At 62.3% G+C, this 3,685-nt stretch carries 5 protein-coding genes; 4 read left to right on the top strand and 1 reads right to left on the bottom strand.

Annotation, left to right across the window (positions count from 1 at the left end):
• The first annotated feature begins 230 nt into the window (after nucleotides 1-230).
• The 4 genes from WAW17_RS24700 to WAW17_RS24685 all read left to right on the top strand — a co-directional run bounded on the left by WAW17_RS24700 (nucleotide 231) and on the right by WAW17_RS24685 (nucleotide 2,825).
• Complete coding sequence (locus tag WAW17_RS24700; RefSeq protein ID WP_422335514.1) at nucleotides 231-1,013, top strand: hypothetical protein; 783 nt, start codon at nucleotides 231-233, stop codon at nucleotides 1,011-1,013.
• The gene (locus WAW17_RS24695) at nucleotides 1,010-2,200 is read left to right on the top strand and encodes an XRE family transcriptional regulator (protein ID WP_422335513.1); all 1,191 of its coding nucleotides are present in this window, start codon (nucleotides 1,010-1,012) and stop codon (nucleotides 2,198-2,200) included. The genes WAW17_RS24700 and WAW17_RS24695 overlap by 4 nt, the downstream gene beginning before the upstream one ends.
• Before the next feature lie 40 nt (nucleotides 2,201-2,240).
• Entirely contained in the window at nucleotides 2,241-2,492 is a 252-nt protein-coding gene (locus WAW17_RS24690) for a DUF2188 domain-containing protein (RefSeq protein WP_422335512.1), read from the top strand.
• A gap of 177 nt (nucleotides 2,493-2,669) precedes the next feature.
• Entirely contained in the window at nucleotides 2,670-2,825 is a 156-nt protein-coding gene (locus tag WAW17_RS24685) for a hypothetical protein (protein WP_422335511.1), read from the top strand.
• A 269-nt stretch (nucleotides 2,826-3,094) separates the two neighbouring features.
• On the opposite strand, the gene WAW17_RS24680 is transcribed toward WAW17_RS24685, so the two are convergent.
• The coding region (locus WAW17_RS24680) for a Fic/DOC family protein (protein ID WP_422335510.1) at nucleotides 3,095-3,685 on the bottom strand (591 nt) is incomplete at its 5' end.

Genomic DNA, 3,685 nt, shown 5'->3' with positions numbered 1-3,685 from the left:
TTGATGTACTGGCCCTCTGCGGTGGTCAACGACCCGCACTCTGGGCATGAGTAAATCCCGCCTTGATCATCGGAGTAGCGCTGCATGACGGACTGTTCGCTGGGGCAGATGCTGCACTTCGGTTGATTCATTGCGTCGAACGATATGCCTAGTTGATGGACAGACAGATAATCCATGGTTTGGTTCAGTCTCGCGCGGAGATTACTGGTAAGTCGTGTATAGTTTCCCGTGTGAGTGAGAAACTGGTGATCATGCCCCGGCTGCGGGCCGCAGGGGTACTCGATGGCGTTCGGTGGGCTTATGACTCCGCAGTACGCCGAGCTCTGGACGACTACTCCGAGGATGCCGGGTATGACACCGCTCTCCTCGGTTCTCTCCGGTTCACGCTCTTCCGGGACCGTCTCGACCGTGTGTTCTCCTGCGGTCGCTACGCGCTGCAAGCCGGGGTCGACGAGAACGTGGGACTTGACCTGGTGCGCGTCGAGCTGACCGAAAAGGACCGTACTTCCATGCCCGTGTTGCCCGCGGATCTCGTGCGGCGGGTCAACCGTGACGGTAGCCCGGGCTGGGCTCTCGGTGACCTACAGTTTCTCCTCGCCTCCTGCGAGTTCGGCAAGATCGACATACTGCCGTGGCCCCGGAGAAGTCCGGCCAAGCAACAAGTGGCCATGCAACTTCCGCCGGCCACCGAACAGCCTCTCGCGCTCTTCGACGTCGTCGATACGGACCTAGCCGAGTCAGATCAGACCTCACCGAGTCTCACCACGTTCATGGTCGCCCACACGCTGGACGCCGTCAGCGGTAGACGCGAGCTGGTCTTCGGGCGGACTCGCTTCAATAGTGGTGGTGGACAGGCCTGGTACTGGTACGAGAACCTGCTGACGCTTCCCCTCACTCAGGGCGGACAGCGTCCGAGCACGCCTACACAGTCGGGGCCAGACGGGGTTCCCGACGCTCCGGTCCGCCTCCGCAAAGTGGATTCGACGCTACCGAAGGCCAGTGATCGGCAATGACCGGCCGCATGTCGGCGGCAGACGCAGCTGCACTGTTCGACGGATCCCGATTGATCCTTGCCCGCCAGCTCGCCGCGATGCGCAAGAGCGAACTGGCGCACGCGATCGGCAAGAGCCCGACCGCGGTGGCGGGCTGGGAATCCGGAACCAAACGGCCTACGGCATCGACGGTCGCCGAACTCACACTTGCGCTCGGCCTAGAACCTTCCTTCTTCGCGGTGCGGCAAGAGGAGATTGCGGTCCCCACCAGCACACCGCATTTCAGATCGTTGCGTGCAACTACACAGGTCGCTCGAGACCAAGCCTGCGCATACGGGCAGCTAGCGGTCGACATCGCTACGAGCCTGGAGCGTTATGTCGAGTTCCCGGCCTTGAACGTGCCCGCGTTTCCAGTCGACCTCGATGATGCCGACGGGGACGGTCCGGAACGGGCCGCCCGCTTCGTTCGGGAGCAGTGGGGTATGGGCGGTGGGCCGGTAGGGCACCTCGTCCGACTGCTCGAAAATCACGGTGTCCTCGTGGTATTCAGTCCTGTGCAGACCGCTGCCGTCGACGCGTACTCGTTCGACAGCCACCTGCGGCCGGTCGTCGTCCTCAACCCCTCGAAGAGGGACTACTACCGTCAAAGGTTCGACGTCGCCCACGAACTCGGTCATCTTGTGATGCATGCCGACGCGGAGCCTGGAGGGCGCATCGTTGAGGAACAGGCGAACCGATTCGCGTCTGAACTGCTGATGCCAGCCGAGGAGGTTATCGACCTGCTCCCCGCCAGCATGAGCGGCAATGTGTGGGTATTGCTCGGCAAGTTGAAGGAACAGTGGGGCGTGAGTATGCAGGCGTTGCTGTTCCGTGCACGAAAACTGGGAAAACTCAATGACATCTCCTACCGAAACGCCATGACAACCGTTTCGATCCGAGGTTGGCGGCGCAGCGAGCCGGGACAGGTGCAGATCCTCGAACAGCCCTCCCTGCTGCCGAAGGCGATTGAGATCCTCGGTGAGGAAGGGATCGAACAGAAAATCCTCATCAACGAATGCAGAGTGCCGAGTCAGCTCTTCCGGGCCGCGACCGCGCGAACTCCGCAATCCGATCCAGATACGACTGCGAGTGGCGTGCAGCCCGACGATCGCGTCCGACGGCGTGTCGTTTCACTACTTCCGAAGCTTCAAACTCTTCCACCAGCGTAATTGTTGCGCTGGCGGAGCTGCGCCTTACTAACCATGAGCGATGGAGGGAACAATGGCGGGACCGAACAAACGAGTTGTCCAGCGGCGCGATGACGGTTCCTGGGAAGTGCGCAAACCAGGTTCCAATCGGGCTAGCGCAGTGACAGGAACTCAAGCAGAAGGCATCAGCCGTGCACGAGAGATACTCGGCAAAGACGGCGGGGGCGAGATGCAGGTCCGCGGAAAGGACGGAACCATTCGTGCACAAGACACGATCGCACCCGGAAACGACCCACAATCCTCGAAGGGATGAGGTTCGAGTAGCGGCCTTCGCCAGCCCCCGAATAGCTCTCTCGACCGCCGCACGTCGCCGATCGTCAGCTGATTCATGAACGGCGTTCCGCGCCGGGCGGCGGTAGCTGGGCGTGTCGTCTCGACAGGCACCGAGTACAACCCAGAAACCTCTGAGCGTGGGTGCCACACGGGCGGCATGACTTTCACTGGGACGCATCGATCATTCGAGCAACTCGCGGAGTTCGCGGTGACCGACTTCGGTCTTGACGACCCCTACAGCATCCACGAGAGCGGCGCCGGACTCGTACGCTCGGTGTTCATTCACACCAATCCGATGGGTGACCGCTCATGAACAACAAGACATCCCGGACCTCACCGCCCAAAACGTCTCCGAGGCCCCCTTCGGCCGGTCAACTCTCTCCCCAGGATCTTGCCGGTGTCGTCGAAGCACTCACCGGTCAACGTGTCCTCCCGCGCCAGGGGATGGGTGAGCCCGGCGACAAGTAGCCTCAAGAAGCACCGCTCGGATGGCCGTGGTGACTGGGCTGGCAGAGGGCTCTGATCATCTACTGGAGCATTGGGTTTTCCCTAGAGAGCATGCGACCAGAGGCGACCATTCGGTCAGAGCTCGGGGGCGCGGGAGGGGCCACGGTCGCGATCCGGAGACGGCCGCGCTCGCCGGGACTTGATCGCATTGGCCGCCGTAGGCGGGTGCGGGTAGTCGAGAGACCGGTATCGGGTGCGTTTGGTGGGCTGCCCTACCTCCTGTGCCCGGGTCTCCTCGACGGCAGTGGTCGGCGGCTCCTCTCGCCGCACGGTGATCTGCTCGAAAACCGGGACGAGCAACTCCGGGTGTGGTGGGTAGTCGTAGGCGTCCGGGCCGCTGAGCATCGATCGCTGGTTCCAGACGTCGGGGGAAACACGGGCGTAGTCGAATTCGAAACGTGACTGTTCGGCGACGTGATCCATGAAGACCTTCGAGGTCCTGCCGTTGCCCTCCCGGAAAGGGTGAGCCTGATTCAGGTACGCGAAGACAACCGCGGCCCGCTCTACGAACTCCTCACGGTCGAGACCGCCCCACTCCCCGGACACCACGAACCGGTGCACATCGGTCAGGTAGCGGTCGATCTCTCCGGTGGTGACGTCGGCGAAATTGTCGGCGACACCTTTCGAAATGTTGACCGTGCGGTACTGCCCAGCCCACGGGTAGAC

This window comes from Rhodococcus sp. (in: high G+C Gram-positive bacteria) (assembly GCF_049286785.1).
Taxonomy (GTDB): Bacteria; Actinomycetota; Actinomycetes; order Mycobacteriales; family Mycobacteriaceae; genus Rhodococcus_F.
Note: the sequence above shows the minus strand (reverse complement) of the source record. Positions and strands in the feature narration are given on the sequence as shown.